This is a genomic window from Enterovirga sp. GCM10030262 (assembly GCF_042666435.1).
GTDB lineage: Bacteria > Pseudomonadota > Alphaproteobacteria > Sphingomonadales > Sphingomonadaceae > Allosphingosinicella.
Genome location: NZ_JBHTDC010000001.1, coordinates 1,658,973 through 1,680,581, shown reverse-complemented (window position 1 = coordinate 1,680,581; position 21,609 = coordinate 1,658,973). Strand labels below are relative to the sequence as shown.

The following is a 21,609-nucleotide window of genomic DNA, read 5'->3' as shown; positions in this document are numbered from 1 at the left end:
AATGCGGGCTTTGGAGCTGGCGCTCTGGATCGCGCTGGTGGCGTTGCTGCCGGCGGCCGCGCAAGCGCAATTGCCGGAGCCCGGCCGCAACGCCATCGCCTCGCGCCTGGTGGCGGAGACCGACGCGCCCGCGGCGGGCGGGACTGTGACGCTCGCATTGGTGATGACGCCCAAGGCGGGCTGGCACGGATATTGGAAGAATCCGGGCGACGCGGGAGTCGAGACGCGGGTGGCCTGGGACCTTCCGCAAGGGGCGGCAGCCGGCCCGCTGCAATATCCGGTGCCCGAGCGCCTGATCATTTCGGGCCTCATGAACTACGTTTATGAAGGCCCCTATGCGCAGCTCGTCGAGATGAAGGTGCCGGAAGGCCTGGCGCCCGGCACGCCGCTCCCGATCCGCGCGAAGCTCGATTATCTCGCCTGCACCGATGAGATCTGCGTGCCCGAGACCGCGAACGTCGCGCTCGACCTGAAGGTGGGCCAAGCGGGGACGGCACCCGCGCTGCGCGCCGAATTCGACCTTTACCGGCAGGCGCTGCCCAGGCCGCTCGGCGCCGAGGGGCGGTACGAGACGGCGGACGGGCGCTTCCGCCTCGCCATTCCCATCCCGGCGTCGATGGATGTGCCGCAGGCCTATTTTTATCCGCTGACCGACGGCGCGGTGGATTATGCCGCCGCGCAGGACGTGACGCGACGCGGCGATACGCTCATCGTCGAAACCAAGGCCGGGCGATCCGGGGGGCCGGTTGCGGTCGAGGGGGTCCTCGGTATCGGCGACGGCGTCGGGCTGTCGTTGACGGCCAAGCAGGGCACGGTGCCGGCGGCGGGCGCTCCGCTGGCGCGCCAGAGCGAGGCCTATGGCGGCGGCACCGTCCTCGCCGCGCTCGCCGGCGCGCTGATCGGCGGATTGCTGCTCAACATCATGCCCTGCGTCTTCCCGATCCTGAGCCTGAAGGCGCTGAGCCTCGCCAAAACGGGCCGCGACGAATCCGGCGCGAGGCGCGAGGCGCTCGCTTATGCGGCGGGCGCCATTCTCGTTTGCCTCGCGCTCGGCGGCGCGCTGCTGGCGCTGCGGGCCGGAGGGGCGGGGATAGGCTGGGCCTTCCAGCTCCAGGACCCCCGGGTCATCCTGTTCCTGCTGCTGCTGGTGACGGGGATCGCGCTCAACCTCGCCGGGCTGTTCGACCTGCCCTCGTTCGGCGGGGGTAATCGGCTGGCGGCGCGCGGCGGCCATGCGGGTTCCTTCTGGACCGGCGCTCTCGCCGCCTTCGTCGCGACGCCCTGCACCGGCCCGTTCATGGGCGCGGCGCTGGGCGCGGCCCTGGTACTGCCGATCGCCGCCGCGCTGGCGGTGTTCGGGGGGCTCGGCCTCGGCCTCGCTTTGCCTTTCCTGGCGATCGGATTCGTTCCCGCTCTTCGCCGCCGGCTGCCGAAGGCGGGGCCGTGGATGGGCAGCTTCCGGCGCATCCTGTCGGTACCGATGTTCCTGACCGCGCTCGGCCTCGCCTGGATATTGGGGCGCCAGTCCGGAGTCGATGGCATGGCCCTGGGCCTGGCCGCGGCGCTGGTGCTGGCGCTCGCGCTCTGGTCGCTGGGGCGGAGGCAGGGGACCGGCCGCGCTTGGCTGCCGCTGGCGCCGGCCGCTGTGGCGGGCCTGACGGCGCTGCTGCTCGTGCCGAGCGCGAACGCGCCGGCCGTCGCCCGGTCGCAGGATGCGTTGAAGGCCGAGCCGTTCAGCGAGGCGCGGCTGGCGGCACTGCGCGCCGAGGGGCGGCCGGTCTTCGTCTATTTCACCGCCGACTGGTGCGTCACCTGCAAGGTCAACGAGAAAGCCGCGCTCGACCGCCGCGACGTGGCCGAGGCGTTTGCGCGCGGAAATGTGGCGGTCCTCGTCGGCGACTGGACGCGCGGTGACGCGGCGATCGGCCGCTTCCTGGAAAAGCACGGCCGCAGCGGCGTGCCGCTTTACCTTTATTATGCGCCAGGCAAGCCGGCGCAAATCCTGCCGCAGGTGCTGACGACCGGACGGCTCGTCGGGCTGGCGCCCTAGTCGCGCTCCCACACCTTGCGGCCGGCGAGCCAGGTCTCCAGCACCTGCGTGTCGCGTATCTGCTCGGGCGTGGCCTGGAAGATGTCGCGGTCGATGAAGATGAAATCGGCGAGCTTGCCCTTTTCGAGGCTTCCCAGACGATCCTCGGCGAAGCCTGCGAAGGCGGCGCCCTGGGTGAAAGCGGCGAGCGCCTCGGCAAGGATCAGGGTCTGCTCGGGCATCCAGCCGCCCGGCGGCTGGCCTTGCGCATCCTCGCGGCTGATCGCCACCGCCAGCCCGTGAAACGGATTGGGCGATTCGACCGGGAAGTCGGAGCCGAAGGCGAGCGGCACGTCATTGTCGATCATGCTCCGCCAGGCATAAGCGCCGCCGAGCCTGTCGATCCCCATCCGCGCCTCCGCCATTCGCCAGTCGGAGGCCTGGTGGACCGGCTGCATCGAGGCGATGGTGCCATGCTGGGCGAAGCGCGGCAGGTCGGCGGGATCGACGATCTGGGCATGTTCGACCCGCCAGCGCCGGTCGCCCTCATAGGTTCCGGACAGTTCGTCGATCGCGTCGAGCAATTGCGCGTTGGCGGCGTCGCCGATGGCATGGACCGCGACCTGGAAGCCGTCCATCGCGGCGCGGCTCATCAGATTGCGGATTTCGGCGTCGCTGAGGAAGGCGAGGCCGCGCTCGCCCGCCGCGTCGGCATAAGGCTGCTTGAGCCAGGCTCCGCGCGAGCCGAGAGCACCGTCGCTGTAGAGCTTGACCCCCACCATGCGCAGCTTGCTGTCGTAGAGCCAGGGGGTCGGCTGGGTGCCGGCGACGGCCAGCAGAGGCTCGATCCCGGAAGCGTAGGAGAGGATGCGGAGGCGCAGGCGGCCGCTGTCCCCGGCGCGGCGGATCACCGTCCAGTCTTCGCCGCTGGTGCCCATGTCGGCGACGGTGGTGATGCCGTGGGACAGGAGGATGTCCTGCGCCGTCGCGAAGGCACGGTCGCGGACGACGGGGAGCGGCGGCGGCACGATCCTGCCGACAAGCTCCGAGGCCGCGTCGACGAAGATGCCGGAAGGCTGGCCGTCCAGCTTCTCGACGATCCCCCCGGCGGGGGATGGCGTTTCGGCGGTCACGCCCGCTTCCTTCATCGCCAGGCTGTTGGCCCAGCCGGCATGGCCGTCGACCCGCTCCAGCCAGACCGGACGGTCTGAGACGACGGAGTCGATGTCGGCGGCGGTCGGGAAGCGACCGAGGCCCCATTTCTCCTGGTTCCAGCCGCGCCCGACGATCCAGCGCGGGCTCGGATTAGCGGCGGCGTAGGCGGCGATCTTCGCCTGCGCCTCCTGGAGCGAATTGGTATCGCTGAGGTCGAGCGTCAACGCGCCGAGGCCCAAGCCCATGACATGGCCATGAGCGTCGATCAGGCCGGGGATGAGCGTCCGCCCCTTGCCGTCGAGCCGGTAATCGGGCCGCTCGGGCCTCTTCTCGCGACGGGACAGCAGTTCCTTCACCCGGCCGTCGTCGCCGACGACTATGCCGGTGAAACGGACGACGTCCCTGTCGCCGTCGAGCGTGTAGCCGTTGACGTTGTCGATGAGCGTATCGGCCGGCGCGGCTTGTGCCACGAACAGGGCCGCGACGGCGGCCAGCATTTTCTTCATTCGGTGAGCCTTCTGATCAGCGACGATGTATCCTGACGCTGCCCGCCCATCGCCTGCACGTCCGCGTAGAACTGGTCGACCAGCGCCGCCACCGGAATCCGCGCCCCGTTCGCCCGCGCCTCGTCGAGCGCGAGCCCGAGATCCTTGCGCATCCAGTCGACCGCGAAGCCGAAATCGAATTCGCCCGAATCCATCGTCTTCCAGCGGTTGACCATCTGCCAACTCTGCGCCGCGCCGCCGGAAACCGCCTCGAAGACCTTCTCCGTGTCGAGTCCGGAGGTCTTGGCGAAGTGCAGCGCCTCCGACAGTCCCTGAACCACCCCGGCGATGGCGATCTGGTTGACCATCTTGGTGAGTTGCCCCGCCCCGTCCGGCCCGACATGGACGATACGCGCGGCATAGGCCTGCATCAGCGGCTCGGCCGCCGCCATCGCCGCCTCGGTACCGCCGCACATGATGGAGAGCTGGCCATTCTCCGCGCCTGCCTGCCCGCCCGACACCGGCGCGTCGACACAGAAGATGCCGCGCGCGCGCCCCTCTTCGGCGACGCGGCGCGCGATCCTGGCCGAGACCGTCGTATGGTCGATGAACAGGGCGCCGTCCCTCATGTTCCTGAAGACGCCGTCCGGGCCGATGGTGATGTCCTCCACGTCCCGGTCGGTGCCGACGCAGGAGATGATCGCGTCGGCGCCGCCGGCCGCCGCCGCGGGCGTGGGGGCGAAACTGCCGCCATGCCGCGTCACCCATTCCCGCGCCTTGCCGGGGCTCCGATTGTAGACGGCGAGGCTGTGGCCCGCGGCGGCGAGATGACGGGCCATGGGGGCGCCCATCACGCCGAGGCCGATAAATGCGATCCTTGCCATGGCGACAAGCGCATAAGGCGTGTTTGCCTGCCGCGCCAGATGGTCTAGTCGGGGCCATGGCCGCCCGTACGGAACAGACCGATCCTCCTTTGAGTCTCGACGACATCCGTGCCGCCGCCCGACGGATCGAAGGTGCGGTGGTGCGCACCCCGACCATGCTCAGCCGCACCCTGTCGGAGGCGACCGGGGCCGTTGTCTACGTCAAGTTCGAGAACCTCCAGTTCACCGCCGCCTACAAGGAGCGCGGCGCGCTCAACAAATTGCTGCTGATGGACGAGGCGACCCGCGCCCGGGGCGTGATCGCCGCGTCCGCCGGCAATCACGCCCAGGCGCTCGCTTATCATGGTGCCCGGCTCGGCGTGCCGGTCACCATCGTCATGCCGACCGGCACGCCGACCATCAAGGTCATGCAGACCGAAGGGCACGGGGCGGCGGTGGTCCTCCTCGGCGAGCTGTTCGACGAAGCCTATGCCCGCGCCCTGGAGTTGGCGGAGGCGCGCGGCCTCACCTTCGTCCATCCGTTCGACGACCCCGAGATCATCGCCGGCCAGGGAACCGTGGCCCTGGAGATGCTGGCCGATGCCCCGGAGATCGAGACGCTCGTGGTTCCGATCGGCGGCGGAGGACTGATCTCGGGTATCGCCACGGCGGCGAAGGCGCTGAAGCCGGACATCGACCTGGTCGGCGTCCAGGCCGAACTCTATCCATCGATGTACTGCAAGACGACGGGCCGCCATCTGCCGACGGCCGGTGACACGATTGCTGAGGGAATTGCCGTCAAGGAGCCGGGGAAGCTCACCGCCGAAATCGTCGCGGCTTTGGTCGACGAAATCCTCCTCGTGCCCGAGCGCGACATCGAGACCGCCGTCAGCCTGTATCTCCAGATCGAGAAGACGGTCGCCGAGGGCGCCGGCGCGGCCGGCCTCGCCGCCCTCCTCACCCACAAGGAGCGATTCGCCGGCCGGACGGTCGGCCTCATCCTCACCGGAGGCAATATCGACACCCGCCTCCTCGCCACCGTATTGCTGCGCGACCTGGCCCGCTCCGGCCGGATGGCGCGGCTCCGCATCCAGCTCCAGGACCGGCCGGGCGCGCTCTTCTCGGTGGTGAAGCTGTTCGAGAAGCACCGCATCAACATCGTCGAAATCTATCACCAGCGCATCTTCACGCCGCTGCCCGCCAAGGACGCCTTCATCGATGTCGAGTGCGAGGCGCGGGGCGCCGAACATATCGAGCGGCTGATCGACGACCTTCACGGCGAGGGCTTCCAGGTCCACCCGGTAGAGATTCACTAAGCCGCCCGTCCCGCACCGGCACGGCTCGCCGATTAACCTTCAATTCGGCGCGCGTCGCTCTTCCCAACGGAACTTCGAGTGCGCATAAAGATTCCAGTTACCATCTGATCCCTCCTTGTGGCTGGAGTCTCGGTGAGCGCACCTTTCCGCTTCCCACGCTTTTTCGTGACGACGCCGTCGCCATGCCCCTATCTTCCGGGCAAGACGGAGCGGAAGGTCTTCACCGAGCTGAACGGTCAGCATGCCACCGACCTCAACGATGCGTTGGGGCGGATAGGGTTTCGCCGCAGCCAGGGCGTCGCCTACCGGCCGAGCTGCGCCGATTGTTCGGCCTGCGTCTCTGTGCGGGTCGTCGCTCGCGAATTCCGTCCGAGCGCCTCCCAGCGCAAGATGATCCGCCGCCACGCCGATCTCGAAGTCACCGCCTGCAAGCCGTGGACGACGGAGGAGCAATATGAGCTGCTTCGCCGCTATCTGCGCGCCCGGCATCCCGGCGGCGGCATGGCCGACATGGACGAGAGCGACTTTTCCGACATGGTCGAGCAGAGCCCGGTCAAGACCTATGTCGTCGAGTATCGCGAGCCTTCGCTTGACGGGCGCCCCGGCAAGCTGGTCGGCGCCTGCCTGACGGACCAGCAGGCCGACGGCCTGTCGATGATCTACAGCTTCTTCGAGCCCGACGATTCGGAGCGATCCGGCCTCGGCACCTACATCATCCTCGACCATATCGTCCGCGCCGCGCGCGCCGGCCTTCCCTACGTCTATCTCGGCTATTGGGTCGAGGATGCGAAACGCATGGCCTACAAGGCGAAGTTCCGGCCGCTGGAGCGGCTCGGCCCCGACGGCTGGCGGCGCTTCGAGCCGGAGCAGAAGGAATTACCGCTCAGCCGGTAATGCGGCGTGCGGAGGTGCCGCAGCTATCGGCCCGGCCGCTTGTCCCCATGGCCTTGCATGAACGGCGGGTTGGGGATGGTTTGGGTCGCCTGGTGGAGCATGTGGGACCAGCTCAGCGACATTTCGTTGAAATAATCGTCGTCCGGCTCGATCCGGCGGGTGAGGAGCGGCGCGGCGCGGTCGGCGGGCATCACCATCATGTCGAGCGGACGCGCCACGCCGAGATTGGAGCGCATCGCCGAATCGAAGGAGAGGAAGCCGATTTTCACCGCCTCGTCGAGGGGCGTCGCCACGTCGATGCTCCGGTCGAGGATCGGTCGGCCATATTTGGTCTCGCCGATCTGGAGGAAGGGCGAATCGGCTTGGCATTCGATGAAATTGCCGGCGGCGTAGACGAGGAAGAGGTGCGGCCGCTCCGCGCCGATGCGGCCGCCGATGAGCAGCGAGACCGCGCTGCTGATGTTGACTGCCTCCAGCGCGGCGCCGACCTTGCGGTTGATGGCCTGAACCGCCTCGCCGACGAGCTGGGCCGCGCGAAACATGGAGGTGACGCCGGCAAGGGATCGGGGCGTGTCGTCGCTATCCTCGGGCGGCAGCCCCTCCTGGAGCAGGGCGATGACCGACTGGCTGACCGACAGGCTTCCCGAAGTGGCGGCGAATATCTGGCGGTCGGGGCCATCGACCAGCCGATGCAGCTTCTTGTAGCAGGAGAAATTGTCGACGCCCGCATTGGTGCGGGTGTCGGCGATCATCACCAGGCCCGCCTCGAGCAGCAATCCGATGCAATAGGTCATGCCCAGCCTCCCCGCGCGTTCATGTGCGACGGGCCATCAATGCATGAACGGGCCTGGGGCTCCAAAGCAAACCGGCGCCGCATCGCTGCGGCGCCGGTCCCTGCTCCAGCGATGAATTCGGGTCAGGCGACCTGGGCCTGCTCGACCTCCTCGGGATCGCGCAGCACATAGCCGCGCCCCCAGACGGTCTCGATATAATTGTCGCCGCCGCAGGCGAGGCTCAGTTTCTTGCGCAGCTTGCAGATGAAGACGTCGATGATCTTCAATTCGGGCTCGTCCATGCCGCCATAAAGGTGGTTGAGGAACATTTCCTTTGTGAGAGTCGTGCCCTTGCGGAGCGACAGGAGCTCCAGCATCGCATATTCCTTGCCGGTGAGATGCACGCGGCTGCCATCGACCTCGACCGTCTTGGCGTCGAGATTGACGGCCAGCTTGCCGGTCTTGATGACCGACTGGCTGTGGCCCTTCGAGCGGCGCACGACGGCGTGGATGCGGGCGACCAGCTCGTCGCGGTGGAAAGGCTTGGTGACGTAATCGTCGGCGCCGAAGCCCAGGGCCCGCACCTTCGAATCCATCTCGCTGATGCCCGACAGGATCAGCACCGGCGTGCCGACCTTGGCGACGCGCAGCTTCTTCAGCACGTCATAGCCATGCATGTCCGGCAGGTTGAGATCGAGGCAGATGATGTCGTAATCGTAGAGCTTGCCGAGGTCCAAGCCCTCTTCGCCCAGATCGGTCGTATAGACGTTGAAGCCTTCCGTCGTCAGCATCAGCTCGATGCTCTTGGCGGTGGTCGGCTCGTCTTCGATCAGCAGCACACGCATGAGTGAAACCCCCTTGTCGCGGCTCCCGCCTCTTGGCCTTCGGAACCCGGTAATCTTGATTAACCACGCGATAAATGAAGTTAAAAGGTTAATTCCGCGTAAACGTCCTTTGCGCGGCTCCGCGAGGCCGGGTCCGTTGCGCCGCTGCAACAGCCGTGGCAGGGCCGGGACATGCAGGAAAATGGCGCCATGTGGGAGAAATACGTCCTGTTCATCGACGGCGAGGCGATCGTGATCGACAAGCCGGCCGGGCTCGCCGTCCATCCCGGTTCGCGAACCCGCGAGAGCCTGGAGGATTATCTTCACCATTTCCGTTTCGGTTTTCAGCGCACCCCGCTTCCCGTCCACCGGCTCGATCGCGACACGTCCGGCTGCCTGCTCCTCGCGCGCAACCCCAAAGCGCACAAGCGCTTCCAGCGCGCCTTCGAGGACAAGAAGGTGAGCAAGACCTATGTCGCGGTGCTGGACGGCGTGCCGGAGACGCAAGCGGGCATTATCGACATGCCGCTCGGCAAGGTCTCGTCCGCCGAGGAAGGCTGGCGGATGATCCACGATCCGAGAGGACGGCCGTCGGTGTCGCACTGGAAGATGGCCGACGTGCGCGACGGGCGGGCCGTCATCGTCTTCTCGCCCGAGACCGGGCGGACGCACCAAATTCGCGTCCACGCTTCGGCGGGGCTCGGCATCCCGATCTCGGGCGATCCCGTCTATGGCGCGGGCAGGGGGCCGATGCTGCTCCACGCTTTGTCGATCCGGGTGGAGCGCGACGGTAAGCCGCCGGTCGAGGCGACCGCGCCGCTGCCGCCGACCTTCGTCCAGGCCGGTTTCGGCGATGTCCGGCTCTGAACCCTTCGTCATTCCCGAGGACGCGCTTTCGGAGAGATTCATCGCGTCCAGCGGTCCCGGCGGCCAGAACGTCAACAAGGTCGCGACCGCGGTGCAACTTCGGTGCGACGTCCTCAAACTCGGCCTGGCGCCGCCGGTCTATGCGCGCCTGAAGGAGCTGGCGGGGAGCCGGATGACGTCCGGCGGCGAGATCGTCATCACCGCGCGCAGCTACCGTACGCAGGAAGCCAATCGCGAAGATGCGCGGGCGAGGCTGGCGGAACTCGTCGCCAGGGCCCACATCCGACAGCCGAAGCGGATCAAGACCAAGGCCAGCCGCGCCGCCAAGGCGAGGCGCGTCGATACCAAGACCAAGCGCGGCGCCGTCAAGGCGGCGCGGGGCAAGCCGGGGCTGGATTAGCTCCGTCATTCCAGCGAAAGCTGGAATCTCGCTTGTCTGTTACCCACCTAGACAAAAAAGTGAGATCCCGGCTTCCGCTGGGATGACGAGGATGCGTCAATGTTCGATTTCAGGATCGCCGCCGAGGACAAGGCCGAGCTTTACCGTCAGCTCTGCGACGCGGCGGATGCGCTGACGGCGGGCGAACCGGACGCCATCGCCAACATGGCGAACGTCGCATCCCTGCTCTGGGAAGCGCTGCCGGACCTCAATTGGGCCGGCTTCTACCGCAACATCGACGGCGAGCTGGTGCTCGGGCCGTTCCAGGGCCGCGCCGCCTGCATCCGCATCCCGTTCGGCAAGGGCGTGTGCGGGACCGCCGCGGCGACGCTCGAGCCCCAGCTCGTCGAGGACGTCGACGCCTTTCCCGGCCATATCGCCTGCGACAGCGCGTCCGCGTCCGAACTTGTCGTGCCGATCGTCCACGAGGACCGGCTGATCGGCGTGCTCGATCTGGACAGTCCCCGGCGTGCGCGATTCGACACGGAGGACAAAGACGGCTGTCTCAAACTGGCACGGATAATCGCGCCGCGGCTGGCGGAGGTGGCAAAAGCGTCGGTGGATGGTTAAAAAAGACTGAAGCGTCTCCCGCGCCTCGTGGGCGGCGGCTTTGGCCAAGCAGGGGACGCACCATGACGAAGCTGGCGACCTATTTCCTGGCGGCGAGCGCCCTGATTCCGGCGAGTCTCGCGGCGCAGACCGTAACCCCGCCCGTGCCGTGGCAGGACGTGCCGGCGGCGCGGCTCAACGTCCCCGGCAGCCCTCGCCCGGCGATGCCCGCCCCTGGGGTCAGCTGGCGGCAGCGCGCGCCCGCTCCCGTCGCCCCGCGAATCGAAAGGCGGATGCCGCCGCCATCGGTCGTCGCGCCGCAAGCCGCGATGCGGCACGGGCGCGACCGGGTGATCGTCCGGCACGACCGCGACCGTATCGAGCATCGCCGCGGCCATCGCTTCGTCCGCGGGACGGTGGTCCCGCCTTTCTGGTTCGGCCCGCAATTCCACGTCCAGAATTGGGGGCTCTACGGCTTTCCGCCACCGGGCGGAGACCGCCGCTGGGTCCGTTATTATGACGATGCCTATCTGATCGACCGCGACGGCCGCGTCCATGACGGGCGCTACGGCCTCGACTGGGACGAATATGGCGAGCGCTGGGACGATGACGGGCGCGGCATCCCGGCTTACGTCGGCGACGGCGATTTCCATCCCGGCGACGAGGATTATGCCTATGTCGAGGGCTATGACGGCGAAACCTATGCCGACGATTATTATGACGATCGGTATCGGGACGAGGAGGTTTATGCCGGCGACTATCGGCCGCAGGAGCATCGGCAAGGTTATGGCCACCCGATGCCGACCGTCTCTTATGGCGGCTGCCAGCAGGCCTATAGCTGCTCCCCGCCGCCGCCGCCGCCCTGCGGCCATTGCGGATATGGCTGGGGAGTGATGACGGTCACCGAGACCACCGTCACCACGCCGGGGACCGTCACCACCCATACCTATTATGTCGATGAGCCGGTCGCCGCGCCGGCCAAGCGGACCGTCAAGCGGAAATACCGCAAGGCCAAGCCCAGAATCCGGGGCGAGCGGGGTTAGCTCAGCCGGTCGAGCATCTCGTCGCTGAGCTGGCCCGGCACGATCACCAGCGGGCAGGGCAGGGTGCTGGCCGCATTGCCGGAAAAATGCGTGACCAGCGGGCCGGGTCCGCCCTCGGCCGCGGCGCCGAGCACCAGAGCGGCGATATCCTCGCGTTCCTTCAGCAATTCGGCGACCGCCTTGACGGGATCGCCCTGGCGGACGGTGATCGAGGGGGTGAGGCCGGCTTCCTCGACGATCGCGCTCGAGGCCTGGACGACCATCGCCTCGGCCCGCAGCTTCGCTTCCTCCTCCATTGCCGCCTGGACGCCGCCCCACTGGACGAATTCCTGCGGCGGGATGAGCGCCAGCAGCTCGATGACGCCGCCGGTTCGCGCCGCGCGCCGGGCCGCGTAGCGTAAGGCCGCGCGCGATTCCTGGCTTTCGTCCATGACGACGAGATACGAGCGCATGAACCCCTCCTGCTGGAGGAGACGGTGCGCCAGAACCGCCCGTCACGCAACCCCGGCCGTCGGGTCCGCCGGTGCTCGGCCGAGGACAGGCCTTGACCCGGCCCCGCGCCTGCTGTTTGGACGGGCGCGCAGCACAGCAGAGGAAAGCCGCTTCCCATGCCCATCGAGCTCAAGATGCCCGCTTTGTCCCCCACGATGGAGGAGGGGACGCTCGCCAAATGGCTGGTGAAGGAGGGCGACAATGTCGCGGCCGGCGATCTCCTCGCCGAAATTGAGACCGACAAGGCGACGATGGAGTTTGAAGCGGTCGACGAGGGCACGATTTCCAAGATCGTTGTTCCGGAGGGCACCGATGGTGTGAAGGTCGGCGAAGTGATCGCGCTGATCGCCGGCGAGGGCGAAGACGCCGGCGCGGCGATAGAAGCGCCGAAGGCCGCGAAAGAGCCGGTTGCGAAGGAGGGCGGCGAGACCGGAGCGGGTCAGCCTGCCAAGGAAGAAGCCGTGGCAGCTTCCCAGGCGGAAGCAAAGGCCGCGCTGAGGGCCGACACCGGCGACCGCGTGAAGGCGAGCCCGCTCGCGCGGCGGCTGGCCGAGCAGAAGGGCGTGGATTTGTCCAGCCTCACGGGCTCCGGCCCCGGCGGACGGATCGTGAAGGCGGATATCGACTCGGCCGGAGGAAAGGCAGGGGTTGACCTTCGGTCGACTACGTCTCGACAAGCTCCGCCTGAGCGGGTCCCGGAAAAGACACCTGCCCCGGCACCCGCTCGCCCTGAGCCTGTCGAAGGGCTGTCTGAAATCCCGCACGAAGCGGTCAAGCTCTCCAACATGCGCAAGACGATCGCGCGCCGCCTGACCGAGTCGAAGCAGCAGATCCCGCATATCTATCTGACGGTCGACATCCAGCTCGACGCGCTGCTAAAGCTCCGCGGCGAATTGAACGCGAGCCTTCAGAGCCGCGGCGTCAAGCTCAGCGTCAACGACATGCTGATCAAGGCGCTCGCCGTCTCGCTGATGGAAGTGCCGGAGTGCAACGTCTCCTTCGCCGGCGACCAGCTCCTGAAATACAGCCGCGCCGACATCTCGGTCGCCGTGTCGATCCCGAACGGCCTCATCACGCCGATCATCACGCAGGCCGACACCAAGGCGCTGTCCGCCATCGCCACCGAGATGAAGGACCTCGCCGGCCGCGCCAAGGAGGGTAAGCTTGCGCCCCACGAATATCAGGGCGGCACCGCGTCCATCTCCAACATGGGCATGTTCGGCATCAAGGCCTTTGACGCCGTCATCAACCCGCCCCAGGCGATGATCATGGCGATCGGCGCCGGCGAGAAGCGGCCCTACGTGGTCAACGACTCGCTCCAGATCGCCACCGTGATGAGCGCCACCGGCAGCTTCGACCACCGCGCCATCGACGGGGCGGATGGAGCGAAGCTGATGCAGGCGTTCAAGCGGCTGGCGGAGAACCCGTTGGGGATGCTGGCTTGAGGCTTGGATGGTTCCTCTTCCTTAGTTTTGCGCCTGCGGTCGCCGGCTCGTTTGCAGGATCACTTTTTATCGCTGCCATCGAAGGGATTCTCCAAGGCTTCTTCCTTGTTTTCGCTGTTTCCTTCCCTTTCACCCTCGTCGGATCAGTGCTGCTTTCGTTATTCTGGACATTCTCCAGGTTTCAGTTCGAGACTTGGTCAGACTACGGCGTCGTCGCCTTCGTTGCCGCACCCCTCGGAGTTGCGATGACGTTATTCGCATTCGGACTCATTTTGGAACTCGCTTTCATCGGCTTCATCTTCGCTCTTTTGACCGCCCTCGCATGGGCAGCATTGCATCGTCTGATTGTTCTTCATCCTCGGAAGGCTCACTAGATGGCTGACACTTACGACCTCATCGTCCTTGGCTCGGGGCCAGGCGGCTATGTCGCCGCTATTCGCGCGTCGCAGCTTGGCATGAAAGTCGCCATCGTCGAGCGGGAGAAGCTGGGGGGCATCTGCCTCAACTGGGGGTGCATTCCGACCAAGGCGCTGCTGCGCACCTCGGAGATCAACCATTATCTGACCCATGCCTCCACCTACGGCCTCAGCGCGGAGAAGACGGGGTTCGATCTCGCCAAGATCGTCGATCGCAGCCGCAAGGTGGCGGGGCAGCTCAACATGGGCGTGAAGGGGCTGATGAAGAAGAACAAGATCGCCGTCGTCGAGGGCGACGGGAAGATCACGGGCAAGGGGACGCTGAGCGTCGTCAAGGACGGGAAGACGACGGAGCTGGCCGCCAAGCATATCATCATCGCCACCGGCGCGCGGGCGCGGGATCTGCCGTTCGCCAAGGCGGACGGGGAGCGGATCTGGACCTATCGCCACGCGATGGTGCCGAAGGAGATGCCGACCAAATTGCTCGTCATCGGCTCGGGCGCGATCGGGGTCGAGTTCGCCAGCTTCTATTCGGACATGGGCGCGGAGGTGACCATCGTCGAAATGCTCGACCGCATCCTGCCGGTGGAGGACGAGGAGGTCTCGGCGTTCATGCTCAAGGCGCTCACCAAGCAGGGCATGAAAATCCATGTCGGCGCGGGAGTCGAGAAGTTGGAGGCTTCGGGCAAGGGCGTCAAAGCCTCGATCAAGGGCAAGGACGGCAAAGTCTCGGCTGACGACTTCTCCCACGCCATCGTCGCCATCGGCATCGCGCCCAACAGCGAGGCTATCGGCCTCGAGGCGCTGGGCGTGAAGACGGAGCGCGGCCATATCGTCGTCGACGGCTATGCCCGCACCAATGTGGAAGGGATCTACGCGATCGGCGACGTAACCGGCCCGCCCTGGCTGGCGCACAAAGCGAGCCATGAGGGCGTGGTTTGCGTCGAGGCGATTGCCGGCAACAAGCCGCACCCGTTCGAAACCTGGAACATCCCGGGCTGCACCTATTCCCGCCCGCAGGTCGCCAGCATCGGCCTGACCGAAGCGAAAGCCAAGGAGGAGGGCCGCAAGGTGAAGGTCGGCAAATTCCCCTTCATCGGCAACGGCAAGGCGATCGCGCTGGGCGAGGCGGAGGGCTTCATCAAGACGGTGTTCGACGAGACCACGGGAGAGCTATTGGGCGCGCACATGGTCGGCGCGGAAGTGACCGAGCTCATCCAGGGCTACGCCATCGCCCGCCAGCTCGAAACCACCGAGGAAGATTTGATGCACACCGTCTTCCCGCACCCGACCCTCTCTGAGATGATGCACGAGAGCGTCCTCGACGCCTATGGCCGGGCGCTGCATTATTGAGGCAAGGAATCTCGGAGCCTGTCCGGTTCGAAGCACGATCCCTGCGTCAGCCGCGCCGCTTGGCCGACAGATAGCCGACGCCCGCGCCGACGATCGCGCCGAATATCGGACCCACGAATGGGACCGGAATCGCGATCACCGCACCGATCGCGGCCGCGATCGCCGTTCGTTTGGCAACGGGATCCTCGAACATCGTTTCTACCTCCTGATGTCAGTGTATTATATACATAATACGGCAAGAAGTCACGTGGGAAAGAGTTTCCAGGCAAGCGGTCCGACAATTGAAACTCGCCGGCGGACAAGGAATGGCGGCGGGGCAAGGCCGCGGAAGGGCTGCGACACATGAATTTCGACGATCAGTTGCGCCGCTATTTCGGGACCGTCGACCTGGCCGCGGTGCCGTCGTCCGCGCTCGCGGCCGGGATCGAGCGGATGCAGGTGGACCTGGGCCTGGAGACGGATCGAGGGCACCGGTTCGCTCTGTGGGCATTGCTCCACATGCTCGGGGCCGCGCCCGATCTCGACGCCATATTCGAGGATCGGGCGGACCGGGAGGCGGCGCGCGCCTTCATGGAGATGACCGATCCGCCTCGCCCCGCCTGAACGGCGAGCACGGAACGGAGTGAGGCGCTTTGTCGTTGTCGCCGGGATCATCCGTCACGGATGAGGGAGAGAGATCATGAAACTCACGATCCTGATGGCGTCGGGCGCCGCGCTCGCGCTGACGGCTTGCGGCGGGAGTGGCGCGGAGTCCGACAATATGACGGCCGCCGACAATCTGGCGATGGCCGACGATATGGCGATGAACGACATGGCGCCCGCCGACGGGGCCGTGCCGGCATCGGGCCAGGAATATGCCGCGATGGCCGCGGCGAGCGACCTGTACGAGATCGAAAGCGCGCGCCTCGCCATGGAGAGATCGGAGAATGCCGACATCGATGCGCTGGCCCAGATGATCGTCACCGACCATGAGAAAGCGACCGCGGACCTGATGACCGCCGCCCAGCAGGCACAGCCGCCGATCACGGTGACGCCCGAGATGAGCGCGGAGCAGCAGGCGAACATGGAGGCGCTCCGGGCGGCCGAGGCCGCGACGTTCGACCAGACCTATCTGATGCAGCAGATCGCGGCGCATCAGAAGGCGCTGGCGATGGTGCAGGGCTATGCCCAGAGCGGCGATGTGCCCGAGCTGCAGCAACACGCCACCGCCGTCGCCGGGCCGATCCAGCAGCACCTCAACCGGGCGCGGGAGTTGTCACAACAGGCGCCGCAATAAGGCGTCCGTCCCGCGTCATTCGGTCGAAGGCCGGAATCTCTCTTCCCTGCCGCTCCGGAAGGTGAAATGAGGTTCCGGCTTTCGTTGGAACGAGGGGGGGGAATGATGATCCGATATGTTGGTGCGGCAGTGCTAGCCGCGATGGCCGCCGGCGCGCAGGCCGAGACCGTGGTCGTCACGGCCGACAGGATGGTCGACGTGCTCGCCGGGCGAGTGATCGAGCAGCCGGTCGTCACGATCGTCGACGGCCGGATAACCAAGGTCGAGACGGGCGCGGCGACGGCGCTGCCGGAAGGCGCCGAGCGCATCGACCTGCCCGGCAAGACCTTGCTTCCCGGCCTTATCGACATGCATGTCCATCTCGACAGCAATCCTCGCTACGGCGGTTATTCGAGCCTCCAGTTCACCGATCTCTTCTGGCCGGTCCAAGGCGTCGGCAATGCCCGTGACATGCTCCACGCGGGCTTCACCACCGTCCGCAACGTCGGCTCCGAAGGCTATTCGGACGTCGCCTACAAGCAGGCGATCGAGGAGGGCTTGATGGAAGGGCCGCGCATCGTGCCGGCCGCCCACGCCCTTTCGGCCACCGGCGGCCATTGCGACAGCACATATCTTCCCCCGTCCTTCGAGGCGGTCGGCAAGGCGGTGGGCGACGGGGCGCAGGAATTGAGGAAGCGCGTCCGCGAGCAGCGCAAATATGGCGCCGAGGTCATCAAGGTCTGCGCGACCGGCGGCGTCTTCTCGCGCAACACCGAGCCGGGGCAGCAGCAGCTTTCCGAGGAGGAATTGCGCGCCATCGCCGACGAGGCGCATCAATGGGGGCTCAAGGTCGCCGCCCACGCCCATGGCGCGGCGGGCATCAAGGCGGCCATCCGCGCCGGCATCGACACGATCGAGCATGCGTCGCTTATCGACGCCGAAGGCATCCGCCTCGCCAAGGAACATGGCACCTGGCTGGCGATGGACATTTTCAACACCGAATATACGCAAGCCGAGGGCGCGAGGAACGGCGTCATGGAGGACAATCTCCGCAAGGACCGCGAGATCGCCCAATTGCAGCGCGACAATTTCCGCGCGGCGCATGAAGCGGGCGCGAAGATGGTCTTCGCCACCGACGCCGGCGTGATGCCGCACGGCACCGCCGGCGGCCAGTTCCGGATCATGACCGAATATGGGATGACGCCCATGGAAGCCATCCAGGCGGCGACACGGAACGCCGCCCAGGCGCTGGGACGGGAGCGCGATGTCGGAGCCATCGCGGCCGGGCGCTACGGCGATATCATCGCGGTCGATGGCGATCCGCTCGCCGACGTGCGCCAGCTCGAAAATGTCGACGTGGTGATCAAGGGCGGCGAAGTGGTGAAGAGCGACTAAGGCGCGAACCTCGGGGCCTCGGCCTCGGCGAGTATGAGGGCGAACTGGTCGTCCTCGTCGGTCCATTCCCGGCAGAGGCCCCAGCCGGCGGCGCGAAGGAGGAGGCGGGAGTCGCGGAGGCCGTATTTGTGGCTGTTCTCGGTGTGGATGGTCTCGCCGGCCTTGAAAGCGAAGCTTTGCCCTTCAACGGCGAAAGCGACGTTCCGAACCGCCTCCAGATGCATTTCGATCCGGGCCATCCTGTCGTTCCAGATCGCGCGGTGGCGGAATGCGTCGAGCGGAATATCGCCGTTCAGCTCGGCGTTGATGCGGTGAAGAAGGTTCATGTTGAACGCGGCCGTCACGCCCTGCGCGTCGTCATAGGCGCGGATCAGCGTGTCCACGTCCTTCAACCTGTCCATGCCGATCAGAAGGAAGGCGCCAACGCCGAGCGTGTCCTTCATCGCGCGGAGGAGGTCGACGGAGGTGCGCGCGACCATGTTGCCGATGGTCGAGCCCGGGAAGAAGCCGAGCTTGGTCGCCCGCGCCACTTCGGGCGGCAGGACGATCGGCTTCATGAAATCGCCTTCCACCGGGTAGATCGGAAGCTCCGGAAAGTCCTTTTGCAGGGCGGCCGACGAATCGCGCAGGAAATTGCCGGATATGTCGATCGGCACATAGGCCGAGGGCGCGACCGCCCTCAGCAGGATCGGGGTCTTGGCCGAGGAGCCGGAGCCGAATTCGACCACCGCGTCTCCGGTGCCGGCGATCCGCGCCACATCAGCACTATAGCGTTCGAGCAGGCCGCGTTCGACGCGGGTCGGATAATATTCGGGAAGCTCGGTGATCCGCTCGAACAGCTCGGAGCCGCGCCGGTCGTAGAGCCAGCGCGCGGGCACGGCTCGGATCGGCGCGGCGAGCCCGGACAGGACGTCGGCTCGGAAGGCGGGGTCTACCTCCATTTCAGCCATTGCGCGCGAGCCTGAGACCGGTGAATTGCCAGCGTTGGTGAGGATAGAAGAAATTGCGATAGCTGGCGCGCGAATGGCCACGGGGCGTCGCGCAACTGGCGCCCTTCAACACCATCTGCCCCGACATGAACTTGCCGTTATACTCGCCGACCGTCCCGCTGGCGGATTCGAAGCCCGGATAGGGAAGGAAAGCGCTCATCGTCCATTGCCAGACGTCGCCGAACAGGCTGGCGCCGCCCAGCGGACGCACCGGGCCGGCTTCGTCGAGCTGCCGCCCGGCGGCGGCATCCGCCCCGTCCGCCGCCGATTCCCATTCCGCCTCGGTCGGCAGCCGCGCTCCAGCCCAGCGGGCAAAGGCGTCTGCCTCGTAATAGCTGATGTGGCAGACCGGCTCGCCAGGCTCGACCGGGCGCGAACCATCGAGGCCGAAGCGCTCCCAACCGCCTTCCGAGCGGCGCCAGTAGAGCGGCGCCTCTATCCTGTTCTCGCGGACCCAGGTCCACCCATCCGACAACCAGTGCGCGGCCGAGGCGTAGCCGCCCTCTTCCATGAAAAGCTGCCATTCGCCGTTGGTGACGAGCCGATCGGCGAGCGCGTGGGGATGCAACAGCACCTCGTGCCGCGGCGACTCGCAATCGAAGGCGAAGCCGTGGCCAGCATGGCCGGTCAGGACGATCCCGCTCTTTCCCTCGATCCAGCGGACGGGCGGCGGCACCGGCGCGGGCGGCGCCGGGGTCGCGTCCCACATGGCCGGGAGCAGCGGATTTTCGGCGAAGGTCGCGAGGATGTCGGTGAGCATCAGCTCCTGATGCTGCTCCTCGTGATTGAGTCCGAGCTCGACGAGGCGGAGCGCGGGCTCGGAAAGGCCCGGCAAAGCGCTTTCCAGCGTCGCATCGACATGGTCGCGCCACGCCAGCACGTCGTCCAGCGAGGGCCGGCTGAGCATTCCACGCCGGGGACGGGCATGTCGCTCGCCTTCGCCGTCATAATAGCTGTTGAACAGGAATCCCCAGCGCTCATCATAGGCGCGGTAGCCGGACATGTGGTCGCGGAGCACGAAGGTTTCGAAGAACCAGGAGGTGTGCGCCAGATGCCACTTGGCGGGCGAGGCGTCGGGATGCGGCTGGATCGTAGCGTCGGCGTCGGAGAGCGGCGCGGCGATGGCGCGGCTCAGCGCCCGCACCTTGCGAAAGCGCAACGCCAGATCGTCCACCGCTACATCGAGTGCCTGAGTCGCCATGCCTTTTCCTCGCGACCCGACGCCGCTCACTTCTATACGCCTCTGGTCGCGCCCGGTTTCCACAGCAGGTCGCCGCCTTCGGATTTGGCGAGGAGGCGTGCGAGCACGAACAGATGGTCCGACAGGCGATTGATATAGGCCAGCGCGAGCGGGTTCAGCGGGACCTCGCGCGCGGCCGCCACCGCCGACCGCTCGGCGCGGCGGACTATGCCGCGGGCGAGATGGATGTGCGCCGCCGCGGCGCCACCGCCGGGAAGGATGAAGCTCCTCAGCGGGTCGAGCCCGGCGTTCATCGCGTCGATCTCGCGCTCGAGCCGGTCGACCTGGTCCTGGATGATGCGCAGCGTCATCTCGCTCGGCGCGAAATCTTCGCCCGGCGTGGCGATATCCGCGCCGAGATCGAACAGCTCGTTCTGGATGCGCGACAACATCGCGCCGTGCTCAGCGTCGCGGACATGAAGCAAGGCGATTCCGATGGCGCTGTTGGCCTCATCGACATCACCGATCGCGGCCATGCGCGCGTCCGCCTTGGAAATGCGGGAGCCGTCGACCAGCCCCGTTTCGCCGGCATCGCCGGTGCGGGTGTAGATCTTGTTGAGCCTGACCAGCGCTCAGTTCCCGCTCGTGCCGGCTAACATGAGCAGCAGAACGACCAGGATGATCGCCAGCGCCTGGAACATCACCCGCTTGCGCATCAGATCCTGGCTGCGCTGGCCGGTCACGTCCCGGCCCTGCGCCATGCCGATGACGCCCTTCACAAGGACGAAAAGGGTCGCGCCAGCGGCCAGCACGATGAGGATGATGAGGAGGGTCTGCATGGCCCCTATCTAGGCCCCGGCCACGGAATATCCAGCGGGCAAAATGCCGGCGCGAAGATTCGCCGCCAGTTCTTCCGGATTCGCGCCGGCGCCGCGGAGGTCGGCGATCGCTGGCGCGCCGTTGCGCTTGGCGAGCCGCCGGCCTTCCCCGTCCGTCAGCAAGGGATGATGGTGGTAATGAGGGGTCGGCAGGCCGAGCAGCGCCTGGAGCAGCCGATGAATGTCGGTCGAGGCGAAGAGGTCCGTTCCCCGGATCACGTCGGTCACGCCCTGCGCCGCGTCGTCGACCGTGACCGCGAGATGATAGCTGGTCGGCGCGTCCTTGCGCGCCAGGACGACGTCGCCGAAGCGCTCCGGGTGGGCAATTATTTCGCCGGCGGTGGAGTCATGCCAGCTTAGCGCTCCCCGGCTTTCGCCGGGGAACTCCAGCGCCTTCCCCACGTCGAGCCGCCAGGCATGGGGTTCGTCGCGCAGCCGGCGTTCGCGCTCTTCCACCGACAGGCGCCGGCACGTTCCCGGATAGACCAGCCCGTCCGGCCCATGGGGCGCTGACACGCTGGCCGCGATCTCGGCCGCTATCCCGGCGCGCGTGCAGAAGCATGGGTAGACAAGGCCCAGCCCCTTCAGCCGGCCCAGCGCCTCGGCGTAGAGCGCAAGCCGTTCCGACTGGTAGGCGATCTCTCCGTCGGGCTCGATGCCGAGCCAGAGCAAATCCTCGATGATGCCGTCGATATGGGCCGAACGGGCGCGGCCGGGGTCGATGTCCTCGATCCTCAGCAGCATGATACCGTCATGCGCCCGCGCATGATCATGCGCCAGCAGCGCCGAATAAGCGTGGCCGAGGTGCAGCCGGCCCGTCGGCGAGGGCGCGAATCGCGTGACGACATTTTTCATGAAAGCCGGATTATTCGATCGACGCGCTTTCCGGACGCAAAACCGGAAACCACTTTTGCTGGAAAGCGCTCTTGACCGCGAGTCGCGACTTGTGGTGTCATGACGCCGTCACGC

General features: G+C 66.8%; 24 protein-coding genes. 13 read left to right on the top strand and 11 right to left on the bottom strand.

The features are described 5' to 3' along the window. The first annotated feature begins 1 nt into the window (after nt 1). Entirely contained in the window at nt 2-2,050 is a 2,049-nt protein-coding gene (locus tag ACFQRC_RS08125; protein ID WP_379959853.1) for a protein-disulfide reductase DsbD family protein, read from the top strand. Here ACFQRC_RS08125 and ACFQRC_RS08120 read toward each other — a convergent pair. Both ACFQRC_RS08120 and ACFQRC_RS08115 read right to left on the bottom strand, forming a co-directional pair. Continuing rightward, nucleotides 2,047-3,690: an amidohydrolase gene (locus ACFQRC_RS08120; RefSeq protein ID WP_379959850.1), complete on the bottom strand. Its 1,644-nt coding sequence runs from the start codon at nt 3,688-3,690 to the stop codon at nt 2,047-2,049. The two genes, ACFQRC_RS08125 and ACFQRC_RS08120, sit on opposite strands and share 4 nt — an antisense overlap. Continuing rightward, nucleotides 3,687-4,553, bottom strand: coding sequence for an NAD(P)-dependent oxidoreductase (locus ACFQRC_RS08115; RefSeq protein WP_379959848.1), 867 nt, complete (start codon nt 4,551-4,553; stop codon nt 3,687-3,689). The genes ACFQRC_RS08120 and ACFQRC_RS08115 overlap by 4 nt, the downstream gene beginning before the upstream one ends. A 56-nt stretch (nt 4,554-4,609) precedes the next feature. Between ACFQRC_RS08115 and ACFQRC_RS08110 the strand changes: the two genes are divergently transcribed. Both ACFQRC_RS08110 and ACFQRC_RS08105 read left to right on the top strand, forming a co-directional pair. Beyond that, the gene (locus tag ACFQRC_RS08110; RefSeq protein WP_379959846.1) at nt 4,610-5,848 is read left to right on the top strand and encodes a threonine ammonia-lyase; all 1,239 of its coding nucleotides are present in this window, start codon (nt 4,610-4,612) and stop codon (nt 5,846-5,848) included. Nucleotides 5,849-5,980: 132 nt separating this feature from the next. Beyond that, nucleotides 5,981-6,742, top strand: a complete 762-nt coding sequence (locus tag ACFQRC_RS08105) for an arginyltransferase (protein WP_379959843.1) — start codon at nt 5,981-5,983, stop codon at nt 6,740-6,742. 23 nt (nt 6,743-6,765) lie between these two features. Here ACFQRC_RS08105 and ACFQRC_RS08100 read toward each other — a convergent pair whose 3' ends face one another. Together ACFQRC_RS08100 and ctrA are read right to left on the bottom strand one after the other, a co-directional pair. Next, complete coding sequence (locus tag ACFQRC_RS08100; RefSeq protein ID WP_379959840.1) at nt 6,766-7,536, bottom strand: peptidase; 771 nt, start codon at nt 7,534-7,536, stop codon at nt 6,766-6,768. Nucleotides 7,537-7,658: 122 nt separating this feature from the next. Continuing rightward, nucleotides 7,659-8,360 carry a response regulator transcription factor CtrA gene (gene ctrA, locus ACFQRC_RS08095; protein WP_379959838.1) on the bottom strand — a complete coding sequence of 234 codons (702 nt, stop codon included), beginning with the start codon at nt 8,358-8,360 and terminating at the stop codon, nt 7,659-7,661. Nucleotides 8,361-8,549: 189 nt separating this feature from the next. Between ctrA and ACFQRC_RS08090 the strand changes: the two genes are divergently transcribed. The 4 genes from ACFQRC_RS08090 (at nt 8,550) to ACFQRC_RS08075 (ending at nt 11,237) form a co-directional block, all read left to right on the top strand. Further along, a complete protein-coding gene (locus tag ACFQRC_RS08090) occupies nt 8,550-9,206 on the top strand; it encodes an RluA family pseudouridine synthase (protein ID WP_379959836.1) in 657 nt (218 codons plus the stop codon). After that, a complete protein-coding gene (gene arfB, locus ACFQRC_RS08085; RefSeq protein WP_379959833.1) occupies nt 9,193-9,606 on the top strand; it encodes an alternative ribosome rescue aminoacyl-tRNA hydrolase ArfB in 414 nt (137 codons plus the stop codon). The genes ACFQRC_RS08090 and arfB overlap by 14 nt, the downstream gene beginning before the upstream one ends. Before the next feature lie 99 nt (nt 9,607-9,705). Continuing rightward, nucleotides 9,706-10,215 carry a GAF domain-containing protein gene (locus ACFQRC_RS08080; RefSeq protein WP_379959830.1) on the top strand — a complete coding sequence of 170 codons (510 nt, stop codon included), beginning with the start codon at nt 9,706-9,708 and terminating at the stop codon, nt 10,213-10,215. Between the two features lie 62 nt (nt 10,216-10,277). Continuing rightward, complete coding sequence (locus ACFQRC_RS08075; RefSeq protein ID WP_379959827.1) at nt 10,278-11,237, top strand: RcnB family protein; 960 nt, start codon at nt 10,278-10,280, stop codon at nt 11,235-11,237. Here ACFQRC_RS08075 and ACFQRC_RS08070 read toward each other — a convergent pair. Next, on the bottom strand, nt 11,234-11,689 hold the full coding sequence (locus ACFQRC_RS08070; protein WP_379959825.1) for a universal stress protein: 456 nt from the start codon (nt 11,687-11,689) through the stop codon (nt 11,234-11,236). The genes ACFQRC_RS08075 and ACFQRC_RS08070 overlap by 4 nt on opposite strands. Before the next feature lie 156 nt (nt 11,690-11,845). Here ACFQRC_RS08070 and ACFQRC_RS08065 point away from each other — a divergent pair, with 156 nt between their 5' ends. From ACFQRC_RS08065 to lpdA, 3 genes are read left to right on the top strand one after another with little or no spacing between them, the layout of a single operon-like run. Next, nucleotides 11,846-13,174 carry a pyruvate dehydrogenase complex dihydrolipoamide acetyltransferase gene (locus tag ACFQRC_RS08065; RefSeq protein ID WP_379959823.1) on the top strand — a complete coding sequence of 443 codons (1,329 nt, stop codon included), beginning with the start codon at nt 11,846-11,848 and terminating at the stop codon, nt 13,172-13,174. After that, the gene (locus ACFQRC_RS08060; protein ID WP_379959821.1) at nt 13,171-13,548 is read left to right on the top strand and encodes a hypothetical protein; all 378 of its coding nucleotides are present in this window, start codon (nt 13,171-13,173) and stop codon (nt 13,546-13,548) included. The genes ACFQRC_RS08065 and ACFQRC_RS08060 overlap by 4 nt, the downstream gene beginning before the upstream one ends. Then, nucleotides 13,549-14,943, top strand: coding sequence for a dihydrolipoyl dehydrogenase (lpdA, locus tag ACFQRC_RS08055; RefSeq protein ID WP_379959819.1), 1,395 nt, complete (start codon nt 13,549-13,551; stop codon nt 14,941-14,943). A 46-nt stretch (nt 14,944-14,989) separates the two neighbouring features. Here lpdA and ACFQRC_RS08050 read toward each other — a convergent pair whose 3' ends face one another. Next, nucleotides 14,990-15,136: a YtxH domain-containing protein gene (locus ACFQRC_RS08050; RefSeq protein ID WP_379959817.1), complete on the bottom strand. Its 147-nt coding sequence runs from the start codon at nt 15,134-15,136 to the stop codon at nt 14,990-14,992. 149 nt (nt 15,137-15,285) lie between these two features. Between ACFQRC_RS08050 and ACFQRC_RS08045 the strand changes: the two genes are divergently transcribed. The 3 genes from ACFQRC_RS08045 to ACFQRC_RS08035 all read left to right on the top strand — a co-directional run bounded on the left by ACFQRC_RS08045 (nt 15,286) and on the right by ACFQRC_RS08035 (nt 17,593). Then, entirely contained in the window at nt 15,286-15,546 is a 261-nt protein-coding gene (locus ACFQRC_RS08045; protein WP_379959815.1) for a hypothetical protein, read from the top strand. A gap of 76 nt (nt 15,547-15,622) precedes the next feature. Then, nucleotides 15,623-16,219 carry a DUF4142 domain-containing protein gene (locus tag ACFQRC_RS08040; RefSeq protein WP_379959813.1) on the top strand — a complete coding sequence of 199 codons (597 nt, stop codon included), beginning with the start codon at nt 15,623-15,625 and terminating at the stop codon, nt 16,217-16,219. 102 nt (nt 16,220-16,321) lie between these two features. After that, nucleotides 16,322-17,593 (top strand): amidohydrolase family protein, encoded by a 1,272-nt coding sequence (locus ACFQRC_RS08035; RefSeq protein ID WP_379959811.1) that lies wholly within the window; start codon nt 16,322-16,324, stop codon nt 17,591-17,593. Here ACFQRC_RS08035 and egtD read toward each other — a convergent pair. Genes egtD through gluQRS form a run of 5 tightly spaced genes read right to left on the bottom strand, consistent with a single transcriptional unit; the run spans nt 17,590 to nt 21,495 of the window. Continuing rightward, a complete protein-coding gene (gene egtD / locus ACFQRC_RS08030) occupies nt 17,590-18,543 on the bottom strand; it encodes an L-histidine N(alpha)-methyltransferase (RefSeq protein ID WP_379959809.1) in 954 nt (317 codons plus the stop codon). The genes ACFQRC_RS08035 and egtD overlap by 4 nt on opposite strands. Then, nucleotides 18,536-19,783, bottom strand: a complete 1,248-nt coding sequence (gene egtB / locus ACFQRC_RS08025; RefSeq protein ID WP_379959807.1) for an ergothioneine biosynthesis protein EgtB — start codon at nt 19,781-19,783, stop codon at nt 18,536-18,538. The genes egtD and egtB overlap by 8 nt, the downstream gene beginning before the upstream one ends. Before the next feature lie 32 nt (nt 19,784-19,815). Beyond that, a complete protein-coding gene (locus ACFQRC_RS08020; protein WP_379960419.1) occupies nt 19,816-20,391 on the bottom strand; it encodes a cob(I)yrinic acid a,c-diamide adenosyltransferase in 576 nt (191 codons plus the stop codon). A 3-nt stretch (nt 20,392-20,394) separates the two neighbouring features. Further along, the gene (locus tag ACFQRC_RS08015; protein WP_379959805.1) at nt 20,395-20,601 is read right to left on the bottom strand and encodes a twin transmembrane helix small protein; all 207 of its coding nucleotides are present in this window, start codon (nt 20,599-20,601) and stop codon (nt 20,395-20,397) included. Nucleotides 20,602-20,610: 9 nt separating this feature from the next. Then, nucleotides 20,611-21,495, bottom strand: coding sequence for a tRNA glutamyl-Q(34) synthetase GluQRS (gene gluQRS, locus ACFQRC_RS08010; RefSeq protein ID WP_379959803.1), 885 nt, complete (start codon nt 21,493-21,495; stop codon nt 20,611-20,613). Nucleotides 21,496-21,609: the final 114 nt, after the last annotated feature.